Origin of the sequence: Jiangella aurantiaca, from assembly GCF_004349105.1 — a bacterium.
GTDB lineage: Bacteria > Actinomycetota > Actinomycetes > Jiangellales > Jiangellaceae > Jiangella > Jiangella aurantiaca.
This window is the reverse complement of sequence record NZ_SMLB01000001.1, coordinates 232,352-247,314: the sequence shown is the minus strand read 5'-3', so window position 1 is coordinate 247,314 and position 14,963 is coordinate 232,352. Positions and strand designations below refer to the sequence as shown.

Here is a 14,963-nt window from a genome sequence, read left to right as displayed (position 1 = left end):
CCGGGAGTCGTCATGACCGGAGCGCCACCGATCGTCGAGATGACCGGCATCTCGATCTCGTTCCCAGGGGTGAAGGCCCTCGACGCCGTCGACTTCCGCCTGTTCCCCGGCGAGGTGCACACCCTCATGGGCGAGAACGGGGCCGGGAAGTCGACGCTCATCAAGGCGCTCACCGGGGTCTACAAGATCGACGAGGGGCGAATCCTGGTCGCCGGCGAGGAGCGCCACTTCGGTGGCACCGCCGACGCCCAGGCGGCCGGGATCGCCACCGTCTACCAAGAGGTCAACCTCTGCGCCAACCTGTCCATCGGCGAGAACGTGATGCTGGGGCACGAGGTACGCGGCCCGTTCGGCATCAACTGGAAGGCGACGCACCGGGCGGCGGCCGAGGTGCTGGCCACGCTCGGCCTGGAGCAACTCGACCTGCGACGCCCGCTCGACACGCTCTCGCTGGCCATCCAGCAACTGGTCGCGATCAGCCGGGCCATGGTCACGAGGCCGAAGGTGCTCATCCTCGACGAGCCGACCTCCAGCCTGGACGCCAACGAGGTGGCCAACCTCTTCACCGTCATCCGGCGGCTGCGTGACCAGGGCGTCGCGATCCTGTTCGTCACGCACTTCCTCGACCAGGTCTACGCGATCAGCGACCGCATCACCGTGCTGCGCAACGGCGGCTTCGTCGGCGAGTACCCGACCCGGGAGCTGGACCGCACCACGCTGATCTCGAAGATGATCGGCAAGGACTTCGCGACGCTGCGCTCCCTGGGCAGCGAGCGGCAGTCGCACCACTACGAGCCACGGGGCGAGCCGCTGCTGCGCACCGAAGACCTCGGCCGCAAGGGCTCGTCCGAGCCGACCGACCTGGAGCTGCACAAGGGCGAGGTGCTCGGCCTCGCCGGGCTGCTCGGCTCCGGGCGGACGGAGCTGGCCCGGCTGCTGTACGGGGCGGACAAACCCGACAGCGGCACCGTCTGGCTGCGCGGGAAGAAGACCGACATCCACTCGCCGACTGCCGCGCTGGCCCACCGCATCGCGTTCTCCAGCGAGAACCGGCGCGACGAGGGGGTCATCCGCGACCTCACCGTCCGGGAGAACCTCGTCCTGGCCGTGCAGGCCAAGCGCGGCTGGTTCCGGCCGCTGTCGCGCAAGGAGCAGGACGCGCTGGTCCGCAAGTACCTGACCGAGCTGAACGTGCGGCCGGCCGACCCGGAGCGTCCGATCAAGCTCCTGTCCGGCGGCAACCAGCAGAAGGTGCTGCTCGGCCGGTGGCTGGCGACCGAGCCGGACCTGCTCATCCTCGACGAGCCCACCCGCGGCATCGACGTCGGCGCCAAGGCGGAGATCCAGGCCGCCGTCGCCGCGCTCGCCGCCAAGGGCGTGGCCGTCGTGTTCATCTCCTCCGAGCTCGAGGAGGTGGTCCGGCTCAGCGATCGCATCATCGTCATGAAGGACCACCGCAAGCTCGCCGAGCTCGAGAACGGCCCGCACGTGACGGCGGAGACCATCGTCGCCGTCATCGCCGACGAAGGCGACGACGAGGAAGGTGACTCCGAATGACCGACGTGGCCTCGCGGCTGGCCGCCAAGCGCGGCGCGATCGTGCGCAACCAGGCGTTCTGGGGTGTCGTCGCCATCGTGCTGCTGCTGGCGATCAACGTCATCTCCGACCCGGGGTATCTCTCGATCGGCTACAACAGCGAGACCGGGCACCTGTCCGGGAACCTCATCGACATCCTGCGCGCCTCCGCGCCGATCCTGATGATCGCCGTCGGCATGTGCCTGGTGGTCGCCACCGGCGGCATCGACCTCTCGGTCGGCTCGATCATGGTGGTGGCCGGCGCGGTGTCGATGGAGCTGCTGAGCAGCATGGACGGTACCACCGGCGACGCAGTGCTCACGCTGGCCGTCGCGCTCGGCATCGCCACGGCGCTGGGCGCGGTGAACGGCGTCCTGGTCTCCGTCGTCGGGTTGCAGCCGTTCATCAGCACGCTGGTGATGATGCTGGCCGGTCGCGGCATCGCGAAGGTCATCACCGGCGGGCAGAACACCACCGCCGACAACGACTCGTTCGCCTGGCTGGCCAACGGCTACATCGTCGGCGTCCCCGTAGTGTTCCTGCTCGCCATCGTCATCGTCGTGCTGGTGGCGCTGCTCGTGCGGCGCAGCGCGCTCGGGCTCATGCTCGAGGCGATCGGCATGGACTCGCGGGCCAGCCGGCTGGCCGGCGTGAAGCGGCGCAACCTGCAGCTGACGGTGTACTCGGCGAGCGGCCTGCTAGCCGGCATCGCCGGCGTGTTCGCCACCGCCAGCGTCATGACGGTGGACGTGTCGCGCACCGGCTACCAGCTGGAGCTGGACGCGATCCTCGCCGTCGTCATCGGCGGGACGTCGCTGGCCGGTGGCAAGTTCTCCATCGGCGGCGCCGTGATCGGCGGGCTGCTCATCGCGACGCTGGACAAGACGGTCGTGTTCCTGGGCATCCCGGCCTCGGCCACCCCTGCGTTCAAGGCCATCGTGATCGTCGTGCTCTGCCTGCTGCAGTCCGAGCGCGTCCGGTCGCTGTTCCGACACCGCCGTGCCCTCCGGGCGCAGTCGCAGAAGGAGGCCGTTGCGGCATGACCGTCACCACTCGACCGCCGACCGGGTCCGCGCCCGGCCCCGCTCCGTCGCGCCGCTCGCTGGCCGACCGGCTGGGCGCCCGGCTCAGCGCGCTGCCCACCGTGGCGGCGCTGCTCATCTTCGTCGGGATGATCATCTACGGCGAGGCCGCCTACGGGCGCATCGTGCAGTTCAGCACGCTGTCGAACCTGCTGGTCAACAACTCTCACCTGATCATTCTCGCGGTCGGGCTCACGTTCGTGATCCTCACGGGCGGCATCGACCTGTCCGTCGGCGCCGTCATCGCGTTCAGCAGCGTCGCCGGGGTCATGCTGGCCAACGCGGGCTGGCATCCGGCCGCCGCCGTGCTGGTCATGGTGCTGATCGGCTCGGCGCTGGGGTTGGTCTCGGGCGTGCTCATCCAGTACTTCGGGGTACAGCCGTTCATCGCGACACTGGCGACGATGTTCCTGGCCCGCGGGCTCGCATCGATGCTGAGCACCGTCCCGGAGCGGCTGGCAGACGACTCCTCGATCCGCGAGCTGGCGACCCAGCTGAAGATCATCGACGGCGACAAGGTGAACGACCTGGTGATCACGCCGGGCGTTGTCGCCGCCGTCGTGATCGTCGTCCTCGGGTTCCTCGTGCTGCACCGGACCCGGTTCGGCCGCACCGTCTACGCGATCGGCGGCTCTGAGCAGTCGGCCACGCTCATGGGCCTGCCGGTGCCGGCCACCAAACTGGGCATCTACGTGATCAGCGGCACGCTCGCCGGCATCGCCGCCGTCGTCTACACGTCGCGGCTGGGCAGCGCCCAGAACATCACCGGCATCGGCTGGGAGCTGGACGCGATCGCGGCGGTCGTCATCGGCGGCACGCTGCTCACCGGCGGCACCGGCTTCGTGCTCGGCTCGGTGGTGGGCGCGCTCGTGCTCGGCCTGATGAACGTCCTCATCACCCGCGACGGCGGCATCCGTCCGGAGATGACGACCATCATCACCGGCGGCATCCTGCTGGTCTTCGTCATCCTGCAGCGCGTCCTCGCCGCCCGGCGCCGAGCAGAACAACAGGGGTAGCGGCCGCGCCGCGGGGCCGGAATGATCACGTTCACTACGAAAACGCGTGTCGCACTACGCCTGCGATCGTGTTGACGCTCGCAGAATCCTGGTGATGGCCCGCGCCAACGCACCGGAAAGCGATTGCCGACCCCGCTGTTCGCGAGAAGGGTCCTAGCCGAGCCCGGAGTGAGCCGGCTCGGCCGAGGTTCCGGCGACGAGGTCGCCGGCGACACCAATGGCGGTCGACTGAGCGGGCAGTCCCAGCCAGTGGGCGACCGAGGCGCCGATGTCCGCCAGCGAGGCCAGGTCACGGCCTCGGCGCATCGACGCGCCCGTCCCGCCCTCGGTCCCCGTCCCGGCCAGGACCGGGACCCACTCGCGGGTGTGGAACGGGTGCCCGGCGGTCGGGTCGTTGCCGTGGTCGCCGGTGACGACCAGCAGGTCCCGAGGGCCAAGCCGCTCGACGATCCGGGGCAGCGCACGGTCGACCGCCTCCAGCTGGTCGGCGAACGCGGCGGGGTCCTGCGAGTGCCCGGCGAGGTCGGTCTGCTGGACGTTTGCGACCACGAGCCCGTGCCCCGCAGCGCGGGCGACGTCCGCGAGAACGGCGGCGGTGTCCACGCCCGGGCGCCGGTCGACCGGCGAGTCCGTCACCAGCAGGTCCGCGGCCTTTCCGATCAGGACCACCCGGTGGCCGGATCGGGCCGCCGCCTCGTGCAGCTGGCGGGCGTGGTCGACCTGGGCGCCGAGGTGCTGCACCCGAAGCCCGCCGTTGCGGTAGAAGCCGCTGGCCGGGGTGTCCAGCCCGACGGTGTCGCCAGGGCCGGGACGTACGGCGGCGGCCAGTGGCCGGTCGGAGTGGCCGCCGACGGCGATCACCCTGGCGACCGGTGCCACCTCGCGCACGATCTGCGCGATCTCGAGGATCGCGGCGAACTGGAGATCGCCCAGGCGGGCGGAGACGTTCCAGTTCAGCCCCGGGTCGGCCTCCAGGTTGTCGTGGACGAGCGCGACCCCGTCGACCACGAGCACGGGTCGGTGGTCCAGCGGCCGCACCCGGTGTCCGCGTGCCCGCAGCGCCGCCGTCACCACGTCGATCCGGTCGGCCAGCCGGCACAGGACGACGTGGGACATGTCGGCGCCCATGAGCGTCTGATGGCCGGCGAAGGAGTCCGCGCCGGGGTAGCCGAGTCCGGCCCGGGCACCGGCGGCGCGCAGCAGCGGGAGCGGAGCGGCGAGCACGTCGCTCAGGTCCGGCCGGAGCGCCGCCAGTCCTAGCCCGGCCAGGTGTGGCACCCGCAGCGGGCGGCCCCGCTCACGCACCGACCAGGTCGCGACGGCGGCGACGGTGTCTGCTGCCGTGTCCGACTCCCAGACGGTGGCCACGTCCGGCATCGCCCCGCTGCCGAAGCCGTCGAGGATGAGAACGGTGGCCGAGCGCCCCGCTGGTTCGAGGTGACTCGGCTTCATCCGACCCGGCTCCCGAGCGCGTCGAACACGCCCTCCAGCCGCAGCCGTCCCGAGGCGATCCCGGAGACGACGGCCACCCGGGAGCGCGTGACGAAGATCTGGGTACGGAACGCCATCACCGCCGTGTCGCCGACTCGCGCCGCGGTCCCGTCGCCGGCCCAGTCGAACCGCCGGTAGTAGTCGATGCTCCCGGCCGGGGTGTCGTGCAGGGTCGCCCGGCGCAGGCCGCTGTCGGTGGCGACGAGCAGGCCGCGGGCCCGTCCGCGGCTGTAGAAGCCGCCGCCGAACACGCTCGGTGCCGAGCCGAGCTGGGCGACCTCGGACACGTACACCAGTGCCGGCCTCTCGGTCAGGCCGGCGTCGACGGCGTGCTCGGGTGTCGTGCCGGTGAGCGCGTGGCCGGGCTCGCCGACGGTGCCGCCGAGGCGTTCGATCTGCGGGATCGTGCTGACGCTGGTGTGGCTGGGCAGCGACAGCACCGGGTCGAGGCCCGTCTCGCGCATGGTCGCGGAAGCGGCCAGCACCCGGCGCAGCGTGCCGGTCGGCCGGGGCCGGCCCGCGACGGGGTCGAAGCTCAGGCAGGGGAACCCGGTCGCGCCGGCGACGCGTACCCCGTCCAGCCGCGCGGCGTACTCGAGCACACCGGCGACCTCGTCGAGCTCGAAGCCGCCGTCCTGGCCCGGGAATGTCGACTCCGCCGCGCCCCGGATCTTCAGCAGCGCCGGCTGGACCCGACCGAGTCCGCGCGCGGCCGCGGCGATGGCCTCGAGGTTCTGCCGATCCGCCGCCGTCACGTAGGCCGGCCGCTCGGCGAGCAGGCCGGGCAGCCGGCGGCGCGGCACCTGGACGAGATGGCCCAGGTTACCCAGCCGGGCGCCTGCGTCGAGCAGCGCGGCGGCCTCGCGATGGTCGATCGCGGCCGCCATCGGTAGGTGCTGGGCAACGGTGGCGGTGATGAGGGGGTTGCGGCCGTACTGCTTGGCGACGAACCACAGCTGCACGCCGTGCCGCGCGGCGGTCGCCGCCAGCGCGGCCGCGTTGTGGTCCACCGCGTCGAGGTCGACCACGTACGTGTCCGGTTCGATGGCGCCGGAGCGGTGCAGGTCGATCGCGGCCTCGATGAGCGGTGGATTGCGCCGCTCGGTCATCGCCAGGAACATCAACGGTCCCCCTCGGCCAGGGCCGACCGCAGGATCTGTGCGGTCAGCTCCGCGCCGGCACGCATCGGGTTGACCCGGATCGCCCAGTCCGCCAGCTCCGGCTGGGCGGCGAGCGTGGACGACGACAGCCGGTAGACCAGCGGCGTGATCTCGTGCCGCGAGTTGGAGCCGACGGGGAACGGTGCCGCACCGTATCGCGCGGCCCACGCCGGCACATGAGCCGCCACAGGCCGGTCCAGCAGCGCGACGACGCACAAGTCCTGCGCGTTGGCCAGCCGGACGTCCACCACACCGGGCACCTCGCCGGCCGCCAACCGGCCGGCCAGCTCCGTCACGGCGCGGGCCTGCGCGGCCCAGTTCAGCGGCACCATCACCAGCGCCTGCAGCGCGGCCAGCGCCTGGCCGCCCTGGACCTGGCCGCCGCCGGAGTAGTTCGCCGCCCGGGCCCGGCCGACGAGTTCGCCGTCGCCGACGACCACACCGACGCCCTCCGGCCCGTGCAGCTTGAACAGGGAGAACGCCGAGACGGTGGCGCCGTGCTCGACGCCGATCCGCGGGGTGCGGAAGACCGCGTAGTTGTCGTCGACGACGACCCCGCGGCCGGCCGCGACCGCCCGCGCGATCACGCTGGAGGGCTGGTGCCGATCGGCGAGCCGTTGCCGGGAGTGCTGGACGTAGACCCAGCGCGCCGGGTCGCCGGCCAGGACGGCGTCGAGGGCGCTGTCGTCGTCGAAGTCGACCCGGACGAGCTCGGCCATGCCGTCGCGGAACGTCGTCGCCGTCGTCGAGTAGTCGGGTGCGTCGTGGGCGATGATCCGCCGCCGCTGCTGCGACCACGGGCCGGCGGAGAGCGCGGCGCGGATGGCACCGGTGCCCGCGCCCTGGACCAGGCAGGCGTCCTCGGCACCGAACGCGTCGGCCAGCGCCGCCTCCGCGCGCGCGGTCGTGTCCGGCCGGCCGAGACCGGGAACGACACCGATGTCGGCGCGGAACAGGGCGCCGTCGGTGAAGTGGGTCGCGACCGCCGCGACCAGGCGCTGCTGCGCCGCCAGGGCGTCGTCGGCGGTCGCGATGGGCAGCGTCGTGGTCTGGGGCAGCGATGGGCGCGCGGGCGTCGGGGTCATGGTTCCTCCATTCCGTCCAGCCAGCGCAGTGCGTTCGTCCGGTAGAGCAGGTCGAGGGTCGGCGGGTCGACGCCGCGGGCCGCGAGCGCAGCGCGGAACGGGCCGAGCACGTGGCCGAAGCCCTGCCCGCCGCGGCTGGTCAGGTAGGCGTCACGGGAGATGTCATTGCTGAGCAGCACTCGCCGGGCGTGGCCGGCGTCCAGCAGGGCGAGCAGCAGCTCGATCCGCTGCTCGTCGGGCTGGTAGGACGCCTTGCCGACGGTGTCGAAGGCGACGTAGGCACCGGCGGCGGCGATGGTGCCGTGCTGGCCGGGGTCGTCGATGAGGTCCTGATGGCCGATGCAGATGCGGTGCGGCGGCATGCCTGCCGAGGTGAGCAGATCCAGCTGTTCCAGTCCGCCGCGCCCGAGGTGGGCGTGGGTGGCGACGGACAGGCCGGTGTGCAGCGCGGCGCCGGCGGCCGCGACCAGGCCGACCCGCTCGGACGGGCTGGCCTGCTCGCCGTGGCTGCCGATCTCGCCGATCACCCCGGGGCGGATCCCGGTACGCACCGCGCCGCCGCCGAGGCCGTCATAGACGTCGTCGACCAGCAGCTGCGTCGCGCGCTCGACGGAGTCGCCGGGTTCGCCGTCCGGGTGGAACCGGTCGTAGTACCACCCGGTCGCGAGCACGACCTCGACGCCGGCCTGCTCCGCGATCGCGCGTGCCCGCGCCGGGTCGCCGCCCATCCCGCGGCAGGTCAGGTCGACGACGAGGCCCAGCCCGGCCGCGCTCCGGGCCGCGGCCAGCTCGGCCGCCACCGCGGCGTCGTCGCTCACTCGCGCTCCGGGGTCGCCCGGCTGGGTGAGGTCCAGGACCAGGTGCTCGTGGGCGAGGACAGTGCCGGGCACGTCCGCCGGCGCGAGCACGCGGCCGCTGGCCGTCGTGATCGGCATCAGCCGCTCACCGGGGCGACGAGGTCGACCAGATACAGCAGGTTGAGCACGATGCCGCCGACGATGACCGCCGCCGGGCCGGACGCCATCCGCACGACCGGACGTCCCATCGCTTCGTTGAGCAGGTACAGGCCACCGACCAGCGCGATGCCAAGACCGCCGCCCATGGCCAGGCCGGCCATCAGGGAGCCGACCAGGATCGCCAGCGAGAGCGACTCGGTGATGGCGTGCCGGATGTGGTCGGCCGACTCGCGCACGCTCGGCCAATGCTGCAGCCATCGTCCGACGGCGCTGAGCAGCAGCACCTCGGCGGACATGACCAGCGCGCCCAGCACGAACGCGACCGCGATCGCCAGCGGCCAGGCGTCCACGAAGACGTGGGCGAGGTAGCCGATCGGGTAGACGAAGGTGAACCCGGCCATCGCGTACGCGCCCGAGGCCAGCGCCGTCGTGGCGATCAGCGGCACGAAGCCGAAGGCCCGCAGGAAGTCGACTTGGGCGGCCTCCGAGTACGAGCCGTCGGCGACCAGGAAGCTGGTCGCCTCGCCGCCACCGAAGATGCCGCTGGCCGCCAGAGCCGCGACCAGGCCGCCGAGCAGGCCCAGCGGGAGCACGTTCTTGCGCAGCCGGTCCGCGTTGGGACCGAACAGCTGATCAGAGGCCGCGGCGGTCGCGGCCCGCTGCTCGTCGTGCGCGGCCCGCTCGGCCGCGGAGCTGCCCGCCAGCACCAGCTGCTCGGCGCGACGGGCGGACCGGTCCTGGGTGAGTGCGAATCCGAGCAGCATGACCACGCCCACTGCCATGGCCAGCGAGCCGGGGAACAGGTCCGGCCAGACGTTCATCGACAGCAGGACGACGGCGACCTCGGCACCGAACGTGGCCAGGCCCTTCACCCGGCCGAACTGGCGGGTGATCGCCAGCACGGGGAAGAGGGTGAACAGCCAGAGGATGGGGGTGGAGATCTGCTGCAAGGCCGTGACGAAGTCGATCGGCAGGGAGGTGGCGGCCGAGTTGGCGGCGTTGAGGCCGAAGACGCAGACCGCGCCCCAGGCGGCGCCGCCGGTGGCCGCGAGCCACCGCCACGGTGCCACCAGGCCGATGATCTCGACCGGCAGGAAGACCAGCCACGGATTGAGCACCCCGGTGGACAGCGCCATCGGCGCACCCAGGCCGAAGATGAACCCGGCCGAGAGACCGGTGACGATCGTCGCGGTGGCCAGCCGTGTGGACCGGCCCTGGATGTAGTCGAGCAGGAACGGCCGGGCGCCGTCGTTGAAGACCGCGAGCGCCGCGTTCGCGATGAGCGCCGCGAACGCGCACAGCACGATGACCAGCGCGCCCTGCCATGGCTCGAACGAGACGGACGAGGTCTCGGTGGCGGCAAGGAGGGTCATGAGTCTGCCCTCTGCCGTCTTTCGTCGAGCGCTGCCCACAGCGCCGGCACGACCTCCTGCGCCTGATCCAGGGAGAACCCGAAGGCGAGGTTGCCCTCGTCGACAGCGGCCTGGATCGTCTCCACGGACGGGAGCGACCGGCCGAACGTGTGCGTCTTGTCCGAACCGAGCAGGCCCACGAGCACGCCGAGGCTCGCGCCGGCGCCAGTGTGGCACGTCCCGAGGTAGTAGTCCGCCTCACCGGAGCGCAGTTGGACGGCCGCGTCCATGTCCGTGCCCACGACGACGGTGTCGCCGGGGCGGAGCAGTGGTCGCAGGACCTCCGCGACCTCGGTCTTCGCGACTCCACCAGCGATGATCTTCATCGGTTCTCCTTGGTTGCGGTCAGCGCCAGGACGCCGAGATGGAGGCTGAGGTACTGCCGTTCGACGGCGGAGAGCGGAACGCCGAGCGCGGATTCCGCACGGTCGGACACCCGCGCGGCGGCGTCCACGGCGGCCGGAACCTCATTCACGACCTGCTGGTAAACCAGGTCGGCCGGCGGGTCGATGTCCGGCTCGCCCCGCACCATCCGCCCCAGCGCGGCGACCAGATGCGAGGTCAGCGACCCCGCGGTGTCGTCGGTGACCTCGAAATCCGGCTCGAGCAGGGCGAGCTCGCTCGCCACGAACTCGACGACACCCGGCGGGGTCTGCGCCATCTCACCGAACATGCCGAGGCGCAGGCGGAGTCGGTCGTCCATGCATCGCTCCGTCGATAGATGGGTGGGTTCAGTACGTGGGGATCAGCCGGCCGGCCACGACGTCGTCCGCCGCCGTCCTGACGACGTCGTCCCCGAGCGCGGCCCCGACCGCGGTGGGCACCGCTTCGGCGTCCCGGCGCGCGACGATGACGGCCGAGGTGGTTGCATCGTCCTCGAGCCCCTCGACCGGATGGACCGTGACCGGACTGGAGATGTGAGCGTCGATCTCGTCGAGGTTCCACACCGTGGCGTCGACGAGCCCGTCGGCGAAGTACCTGTTCAGCTGGTTGTAGGACACTTCGACCCGCCGCTGCGGCGGAAGGTCGGGGAACACGGCCGCGGTCAGCTCTGCCTGGTCGACCGACGCCGGGTCGACGGCGACCCGCAGCTGCGGATCGTCCGGCGCCCGCCCCTCGGCGACCACCAGGCCATGTGCGCCGACGTAGGAGTGAGGGCCGAAGTCGCGGACGATGTCCAGCTCCGGATCGGACAGCGCCGCGAACCGCGACATCACGGCGAAGTCGGCCCGCTCCTCACGCAGTGCCCGCATGCGGTCGGCCGCTCCGCGCACGAACATCAACGTCAGCGGCACGCCAGCGTGTTGGAACGCCGCGTGGATCCCTGTCGCGAGGCCTTCATAGCGACGCGAGTACGGCAGCGGCATGGCGATCGAGATCGACCGACCGCCGGCGAACTCCCAGATCAACCCGTGATCGATGGCCGCGACGAAGGTGCCCAGCTTGCCGCGCGCCCGGATCTCGACCGCGCCGGCCTCCTCGAGCAGCGCCAACGCCGCCTGGACGGTGCCCTTGCCGACCTCGTACCGCTCGCTGAGTTCCTGAACCGTGGCCATACGGTCGCCTGCAGATGCCGCGGATAGCTCGACGGCCAGGAGGTGGGCGACGGCCCCGGCCTTCGACATGAGCATCTGGATGCGCGACATGCGGGCATACTATCCAGAATTCTGGATATTGGCCAGAACACGTGCCGACGCTCCGCGCCTAGCCTGGACGCAGGGCCGCAGCGACGGTGCCCACAACGCGGGCATGCCCAGAGGACGCCGGCTGGCCGGCACCTGACCCGGTCATCACTGGCGACCGATCACCTCGGTCAGCCGGGCCGGATCCTCCAGCATCGGAAGGTGCCCGGTCGCGAGCCGGACCACGTCGCCACCCAGCCGGGCGGCGTAGCGCTCCTGGAGCGCGGCCGGGTACTCGCTGTCCCTCTCAGTGAGGATGTAGGTCGAGCTCGCGGGAAAGCGTCGCTCCGGGACCCGATCACGGTACAGCGCCTTCGACTCCGGCGCGAAGTCGGCCACGATCCGCGAGGCGAGCTCCGGTTCGAGGCGGGCCGCGAGGCCCTTGCGAATCGCCGAGTCGGGCGGACGCGTGCCGAGCACCCGTGTCACCAGCCCCATCACGTAGCGCTGGGGCACTGGGAGCGCTCCGATGAACGAAGAGCCCACCTCAGGCACCGACGCGCACACCGCGACGACGCCGGAGACACGTTCGGGCGCGCGCGCCACCAGCGCCGAGGCGACCACGCCGCCGATCGAGTGCGCGACGACCCGGAAGGACGCCCACCCTTCAGCGGTCCGCAGAGCCGCGTCGGCGTACTCGTCAAGCCCGGCGTCGGCACCGGGGCGGCCTGCGACGCGGGTCTCGACCTCGAGCGCGGCGCGTACGTCGTCCCAGATCCACGTGCGGAGGCCGGCACCGGACAAGAACAGGATGGGGGTCACGGCACCTGACCCTAGTCGTCCGCGTCGGTGCGGCCCACCGCCCGCACCTCTGCGCGCCGCCGCGTGGTGCACGGCGGCGCGCCAAGGGCTGCGGACACTACTGTTGCAGGAGCCACCGGAGGATCGACGGATCTTCGTACGTGGGTCCGACCACGGCGTGGTAGTCCGGCAGGCTGTAGGCCTCGTCCGGGAACTCCGTGTAGCGGATCAGGTTCTCCGCTTCGGCGGGCTCGGCGCCGGCGGCGACATAGGCGCTGCGCAGCCGCTGCGTCGAGGTGCGGCCGTTCGCGACCGGCAGCACCGGGTCGCTGGTGCCATGGGTGATCCAGATCGGGGTGCGGGCCATGGCGATCCGCGCCGCCTGGTCGGGGCTGACACCGAAGCCGGCGGTGATCAGCGCGCCGGCGAACAGGCCCGGATGGTCGGCCATGGCGTCGTAGGCCAGGGCGGTGCCCATGGAGAAGCCCTGGACGTAGACGCGTTCGGTGTCGACGCTGTACTGCTCCATGAATGAGCGGACCAGCGCCACCACGGCGGCGGACTGGGCGTCGGTGCTCACGCGTGGGTTCTGCGGCGTGAGCACGATGACGTCCTCGTCCGTGCCGGTCCACTCCGGTTGAAGCCAGGCCGTCGCCGAGATGTCGACCGCGACCTGCACACCGCGATTCTCCCCGTTGTACCCGGAGCCCCAGCCGGGCAGTACCACTACCAGCGGATAGTCGCGGGCCGGGTCGTAGTCGGCCGGCAGGTGGAAGGCGTACGGCAGCACCGTGCCGGAGTGGAGGTGGCTCTCGTGATGGAAGTCGTCGGCGAGCAGGTTCACCGGATCGCCGGTGAGCCCGTACCGGGTGGGGCCGCCGGCGCCGAGCAGCGGTCCACGGCCGTGGCCGGCGCCCGGCCGCCCATAGGCGGCGTAGACGTCCTCGTTCTGCACCACCTCGGCCGGGAGGTCGGTGTTGATCTTCTCGTAGCAGAGGAAGCCGGAGCAGGTCGACCTGATGACGGTGTTGCCGCCGCGGTCGCCCGGGTCGAGCTCGACGATGACGTAGCGCCCGTGCTCCGAGACACCGCCGGGATCGAGCGCGGGCGCGTCGTTGGTGTAGATCCGGGTGACGGTCCGGTCTTCGCGCCTCTGCAGGTCCTCCAGCGGGTCGAAGCGGAAGTTGTACGGACTGTCCGAGACGGTGAAGGTGTCCAGGTCGAGCGTCCGCGGGTTGACGGGAGCGGCGTACTCGACGGCGACGGCGGCCACCTTCTGGCCGAAGGTGTAGACCTCCGTGATCGCGGTGGCGCCCTGGATGCCGCGGCCGGGGCGGTCATGCGTCGGGTCCGCCGCCGAGGCGACTGCGGACGGGGTCGCCGCGAGTACGGCGGCCGTCGCGATCGCGAGGGCGAGCCGGCGGATGCACACGGTCATCCCTCCTGGGCCAGCAGCCACCGGAGGATCGACGCATCCTCGTACGTCGGTCCGTAGGCGGCGTGGTAGTCCGGCTCGGTGAACGCGTTGTTGCCGTATTCGGTGTAGCGGATGATGTCGGCCGCTACGGAGGGGGCGACGCCGGCGGCCACGTACGCGTCGCGCAGCAGAACGGCCGAGTCGCGGGCGAACGCCACCGGGAGGAGGTGGTCGTTGGTGCCGTGCGTGATCCAGATGGGCGTCGGGTGGGCGGCGATCCGAGCCGCCTGGTCGGCGCTGACCCGGAATCCCCCGGTGAGCAGCACGGCGGTGAACTGGCCGGGCTCGGTGGCCAGCGTCTGCCAGGCGAGGGTGGAGCCGTAGGACACCGTCGAGGCGTAGACGCGCTCGGAATCGACGCTGAAGCGGCCCATGAAGTTCTCGACGAGTGCGACCATGAGCGCCGCCTCGGCCGCGGCGCCGACCCGCTGGTTCTGCGGTGCTAGGACGATGACGTCCTCGCCGGCGCCGGTCCACTCGGGCTGCAGCCAGGCGGTCGCCGGGATGTCGGCGGCGACCTGGACACCGGTGTTGGTGCCGTTCCACCCCATCCCGTGGCCGGGCAGGATCACGACAAGCGGGTAGTCACGCTGCGGGTGGTAGTCGTCGGGCAGGTGGTAGGCGTACGGGAGCACCGTGCCGCCCTGCACGAACGTCTCGTACGCGAAGTCGTCGACCAGGAGATCGACGGACTGGCCGGTCAGTGCATGCGCCGTCGACGACGCCTCGGACAGCACTCTCCCCCGGCCGATCCCGCCGCCGGGGCGCGCGTACACGTCCTCGTTCTGCATGACCTGTGTCGGCTGGTCGGGGTTGACCTTCACGTAGCGCCCCTCTGCGATGACGGTGTTGCCGCCGGCGTCCGTGGGCGCGAGCTCGACGATCACGTAGCGGCCCGGCGTCGACCGGCCGTACGGGTTCAGCGCGATCATGTCGTTCGTGTACACCCGGGTGATGGTCCGGTCGGCGCGGACGCCGAGATCGTCGATCGGGTTGTAGCGGAAGTTGTAGATGCTGTCGGACACGGTGAACGTGTCGAGGTCCAGCTCCCGCGGGTTCACCGGCGCCGAGTACTCGACGGCGACGGCGTCGACCTTCTGGCCGTAGGTGTGGACCTGCGTGATCGCCGTGACGCTCTGAATGCCCTGCTGCGGAAGACCGGCGGGCGGCTGGGCGGCCGAGACCGGCGTGGCCGAGGTGCCGGCCAGTGCGGCGACGACCAAGGCGGCGCCGGCGAGGCGGCGAGTGATCATGGGACCTCCGTCCAGTCGGGCGACGTTGCGCGT

General features: G+C 71.7%; 14 protein-coding genes. 3 read left to right on the top strand and 11 right to left on the bottom strand.

The annotated features are described in order from the left end of the window. The first annotated feature begins 12 nt into the window (after nt 1-12). Genes E1262_RS00985 through E1262_RS00975 form a run of 3 tightly spaced genes read left to right on the top strand, consistent with a single transcriptional unit; the run spans nt 13 to nt 3,673 of the window. Nucleotides 13-1,557, top strand: coding sequence for a sugar ABC transporter ATP-binding protein (locus tag E1262_RS00985; protein WP_132101162.1), 1,545 nt, complete (start codon nt 13-15; stop codon nt 1,555-1,557). Continuing rightward, nucleotides 1,554-2,618 carry an ABC transporter permease gene (locus tag E1262_RS00980; protein ID WP_132101161.1) on the top strand — a complete coding sequence of 355 codons (1,065 nt, stop codon included), beginning with the start codon at nt 1,554-1,556 and terminating at the stop codon, nt 2,616-2,618. The genes E1262_RS00985 and E1262_RS00980 overlap by 4 nt, the downstream gene beginning before the upstream one ends. Next, complete coding sequence (locus tag E1262_RS00975) at nt 2,615-3,673, top strand: ABC transporter permease (RefSeq protein WP_132101160.1); 1,059 nt, start codon at nt 2,615-2,617, stop codon at nt 3,671-3,673. Before E1262_RS00980 ends, E1262_RS00975 begins: the two co-directional genes overlap by 4 nt. Nucleotides 3,674-3,826: 153 nt before the next feature. On the opposite strand, the gene E1262_RS00970 is transcribed toward E1262_RS00975, so the two are convergent. The 11 genes from E1262_RS00970 to E1262_RS00920 all read right to left on the bottom strand — a co-directional run bounded on the left by E1262_RS00970 (nt 3,827) and on the right by E1262_RS00920 (nt 14,930). Next, nucleotides 3,827-5,125 (bottom strand): phosphopentomutase, encoded by a 1,299-nt coding sequence (locus E1262_RS00970; RefSeq protein WP_132101159.1) that lies wholly within the window; start codon nt 5,123-5,125, stop codon nt 3,827-3,829. Continuing rightward, on the bottom strand, nt 5,122-6,285 hold the full coding sequence (locus E1262_RS00965; RefSeq protein ID WP_132101158.1) for an alanine racemase: 1,164 nt from the start codon (nt 6,283-6,285) through the stop codon (nt 5,122-5,124). The genes E1262_RS00970 and E1262_RS00965 overlap by 4 nt, the downstream gene beginning before the upstream one ends. Then, on the bottom strand, nt 6,285-7,409 hold the full coding sequence (locus E1262_RS00960) for an aminotransferase (RefSeq protein ID WP_132101157.1): 1,125 nt from the start codon (nt 7,407-7,409) through the stop codon (nt 6,285-6,287). Before E1262_RS00960 ends, E1262_RS00965 begins: the two co-directional genes overlap by 1 nt. Next, nucleotides 7,406-8,344: a phosphotriesterase family protein gene (locus E1262_RS00955; RefSeq protein ID WP_132101156.1), complete on the bottom strand. Its 939-nt coding sequence runs from the start codon at nt 8,342-8,344 to the stop codon at nt 7,406-7,408. Before E1262_RS00955 ends, E1262_RS00960 begins: the two co-directional genes overlap by 4 nt. Further along, entirely contained in the window at nt 8,344-9,738 is a 1,395-nt protein-coding gene (locus E1262_RS00950; protein ID WP_132101155.1) for a YhfT family protein, read from the bottom strand. The genes E1262_RS00955 and E1262_RS00950 overlap by 1 nt, the downstream gene beginning before the upstream one ends. Next, nucleotides 9,735-10,103: a DUF2620 family protein gene (locus tag E1262_RS00945; protein WP_132101154.1), complete on the bottom strand. Its 369-nt coding sequence runs from the start codon at nt 10,101-10,103 to the stop codon at nt 9,735-9,737. The genes E1262_RS00950 and E1262_RS00945 overlap by 4 nt, the downstream gene beginning before the upstream one ends. After that, nucleotides 10,100-10,480: a PRD domain-containing protein gene (locus E1262_RS00940; protein ID WP_132101153.1), complete on the bottom strand. Its 381-nt coding sequence runs from the start codon at nt 10,478-10,480 to the stop codon at nt 10,100-10,102. The genes E1262_RS00945 and E1262_RS00940 overlap by 4 nt, the downstream gene beginning before the upstream one ends. Nucleotides 10,481-10,508: 28 nt before the next feature. After that, nucleotides 10,509-11,423, bottom strand: a complete 915-nt coding sequence (gene yhfZ, locus E1262_RS00935) for a GntR family transcriptional regulator YhfZ (RefSeq protein WP_132101152.1) — start codon at nt 11,421-11,423, stop codon at nt 10,509-10,511. 144 nt (nt 11,424-11,567) lie between these two features. Further along, the gene (locus E1262_RS00930) at nt 11,568-12,221 is read right to left on the bottom strand and encodes an alpha/beta fold hydrolase (RefSeq protein ID WP_162605705.1); all 654 of its coding nucleotides are present in this window, start codon (nt 12,219-12,221) and stop codon (nt 11,568-11,570) included. A gap of 97 nt (nt 12,222-12,318) precedes the next feature. After that, nucleotides 12,319-13,638 (bottom strand): PHB depolymerase family esterase, encoded by a 1,320-nt coding sequence (locus E1262_RS00925; protein ID WP_132101150.1) that lies wholly within the window; start codon nt 13,636-13,638, stop codon nt 12,319-12,321. Then, on the bottom strand, nt 13,635-14,930 hold the full coding sequence (locus E1262_RS00920; protein WP_132101149.1) for a PHB depolymerase family esterase: 1,296 nt from the start codon (nt 14,928-14,930) through the stop codon (nt 13,635-13,637). The genes E1262_RS00925 and E1262_RS00920 overlap by 4 nt, the downstream gene beginning before the upstream one ends. Nucleotides 14,931-14,963: the final 33 nt, after the last annotated feature.

Excerpts from the sequence above, each read along its gene's own strand:
- E1262_RS00985 (WP_132101162.1), top strand. The coding sequence starts at position 13 with ATGACCGGAGCGCCACCGATCGTCGAGATGACCGGCATCTCGATCTCG.
- E1262_RS00980 (WP_132101161.1), top strand. The coding sequence starts at position 1,554 with ATGACCGACGTGGCCTCGCGGCTGGCCGCCAAGCGCGGCGCGATCGTG.
- E1262_RS00975 (WP_132101160.1), top strand. The coding sequence starts at position 2,615 with ATGACCGTCACCACTCGACCGCCGACCGGGTCCGCGCCCGGCCCCGCT.
- E1262_RS00970 (WP_132101159.1), bottom strand. The coding sequence starts at position 5,125 with ATGAAGCCGAGTCACCTCGAACCAGCGGGGCGCTCGGCCACCGTTCTC.
- E1262_RS00965 (WP_132101158.1), bottom strand. The coding sequence starts at position 6,285 with ATGTTCCTGGCGATGACCGAGCGGCGCAATCCACCGCTCATCGAGGCC.
- E1262_RS00960 (WP_132101157.1), bottom strand. The coding sequence starts at position 7,409 with ATGACCCCGACGCCCGCGCGCCCATCGCTGCCCCAGACCACGACGCTG.
- E1262_RS00955 (WP_132101156.1), bottom strand. The coding sequence starts at position 8,344 with ATGCCGATCACGACGGCCAGCGGCCGCGTGCTCGCGCCGGCGGACGTG.
- E1262_RS00950 (WP_132101155.1), bottom strand. The coding sequence starts at position 9,738 with ATGACCCTCCTTGCCGCCACCGAGACCTCGTCCGTCTCGTTCGAGCCA.
- E1262_RS00945 (WP_132101154.1), bottom strand. The coding sequence starts at position 10,103 with ATGAAGATCATCGCTGGTGGAGTCGCGAAGACCGAGGTCGCGGAGGTC.
- E1262_RS00940 (WP_132101153.1), bottom strand. The coding sequence starts at position 10,480 with ATGGACGACCGACTCCGCCTGCGCCTCGGCATGTTCGGTGAGATGGCG.
- yhfZ (WP_132101152.1), bottom strand. The coding sequence starts at position 11,423 with ATGTCGCGCATCCAGATGCTCATGTCGAAGGCCGGGGCCGTCGCCCAC.
- E1262_RS00925 (WP_132101150.1), bottom strand. The coding sequence starts at position 13,638 with ATGACCGTGTGCATCCGCCGGCTCGCCCTCGCGATCGCGACGGCCGCC.
- E1262_RS00920 (WP_132101149.1), bottom strand. The coding sequence starts at position 14,930 with ATGATCACTCGCCGCCTCGCCGGCGCCGCCTTGGTCGTCGCCGCACTG.